Source organism: Actinomadura sp. HBU206391 (assembly GCF_014323665.1).
In the GTDB taxonomy this organism is placed as follows: domain Bacteria; phylum Actinomycetota; class Actinomycetes; order Streptosporangiales; family Streptosporangiaceae; genus Actinomadura_C.
Map to the genome: position 1 here is coordinate 1 of NZ_JABVEB010000500.1, position 1,987 is coordinate 1,987.

Genomic DNA, 1,987 nt, shown 5'->3' on the forward strand with positions numbered 1-1,987 from the left:
CTGTTTAGTCCCACCTGATGCTTGACGTTTCTGTCTCGGGTGATGCTTGACAGGTGCCCTAGACAATTTGGCCGGCCTTGCGGGGCCGGTCGGCTTTGATGTTGCGGACCGGGGTGGTCGTGGTTCGCCGTACGGTGCGGGTGTCGTCGCCGGCCAACTCGATCGTCAGTGTGGTGTCGGTGACCTGGACGGTGGCGATCTGACCGGCGTGCAGCCGGCCCACTGAGACCTTCTGCCCGCAGACCACGATGACTCCGGTGGCGCTGGCCCGCCGCTGCACCGTGACCGGCGCACTCGAGGTGTGTGGTGGTGGCCCGGCCGGACGGACCCCCTGCAGGTTCTGGACCTGCTCGGCGGTGAACGGGTTGGGCCGGGTGCGTAACAGCTCCCGGGTGTCTGGGTCGAAGAACATCAGTGTTCGTTCCTCGATGCGGATACCGACCCTGCGGCCGGCGAGGATGTCGGCGGCCAGCACCAAGCGTCCGCCCAGGCCGACGCTGCCGGTCCTGTTCACGGTCCGATCGACCTCCACCGCCACCTTGTCGGCCGCTTTGTCGGCCGCCTTGGCCAGTGGCGGTGGCCCGGCTTGGCGTCCGCCGTGGGCGGCGAGCGCGGCCAGGTCGGCACTCGACAGATGCGAGCGGATGCTCTTGATCCGGGTCCCACCGGCCGACAGGTGGATGACGTCGGTATCGGCCCAGAACGTGACCCTCACCCCGGCCCGGGCGGGGCCGAGCCAGAACTGCTTCCCGGCCACCCACATGTTCCCGGCGGGCGGCACTACCCGGTCGAACTCCACCGCCCCACCGGTCCACGGAGCCACCACCTTAGGAGCGGCCTCATCACCGGTTGTCGGCTCCGGCTGAGCCGGTTCAGGCGCTTGGACCCGGGGCTGGGGAACGGCAGCCAGCCGCACCGCCGCCGGCAACCGCAGCGGCAGCAGTTCCTGCTCACCACGGGTATGGGTGGTGTCGAACCGGTCGGCAGGGCAGGCCATGCCCAGGCTCTGATGGGGCCGGAGGGTGTTGTAGTCGCTCACCCAGGCGTCCATCGCCGCCTGCGCCGCCGCCACATCAGCGAACGGCACCCCCTCATCCAGCAGCTCCCGCCGCAGCGTCTGGTGGAACCGCTCGACCTTCCCCGTCGTGGTCGGTGACCGGGGCTGGGTGAGCCGGTGCACGATGGCGTTGTCGCGGCAGATCCGATCGAACAGCACCTCCCCGCCGCGGCCGAACCGGTCGGTGAACTGCTTGCCGTTGTCGGTGAGCACCTCACCGGGCACCCCGAACTTCCGCAACGCTGCGGCGAATGCCAGGCACACCGCCCGGCCCGTCGCACGGGGCACCACCGAGGCGATCACGCAGAACCGGGAATGGTCGTCCACCCCGGTGACGACCTTGCATTCGGTCCCGTCCGCCAGGAACACACCGCCGACGATGTCCATCTGCCACAACGCCATCGGCGCGTCCCGCTCCCACCGAACGAACTCCCGCCGACCACGCCGCTTCCGCGGCTCGATCAGGCCATGACGCACCAACGCCCGATACACCCCCATCCGCGAGGGGACAGGCACGACACCGAGCCGACCGATCTCATGCACCAGCCGGACCGGACCCCAACGCGGATGCTTACGCCGCAGCTCACACACCAGCACCTCGACCTCACCCGGCAGCTGATGCGGACACGAGATCGGACGGTGCGAGCGGTCCATCAGCCCCGCCAGCCCGGACTCCCGATACCGGACCAGCCAGGCATGCACGCTCTGACGTGAGACCCCGAACCTGGCCGCGACCTCGGTCACCGACATCCCCGCCTGGACCTCCAGCACCGCGCGATACCGCTGCTCGACAACGGACAACTCCACCAGTGCCAATCCCGGCCTCCCACCACGTGACGTCCGCAAACGAACACGCGATAGCGAAGCCGAACCAGCACCTGTCAAGCATCAGGTGGGACTGAAGTGACAAGCATCTACCGGGACAGGACA

The 1,987-nt window shown here is 68.7% G+C and carries 1 protein-coding gene; it reads right to left on the reverse strand.

All coding sequences use genetic code 11. The features are described 5' to 3' along the window. Positions 1-58 precede the first annotated feature (58 nt). Positions 59-1,858 carry an IS481 family transposase gene (locus HKK72_RS43065; RefSeq protein WP_410050391.1) on the reverse strand — a complete coding sequence of 600 codons (1,800 nt, stop codon included), beginning with the start codon at positions 1,856-1,858 and terminating at the stop codon, positions 59-61. Positions 1,859-1,987: the final 129 nt, after the last annotated feature.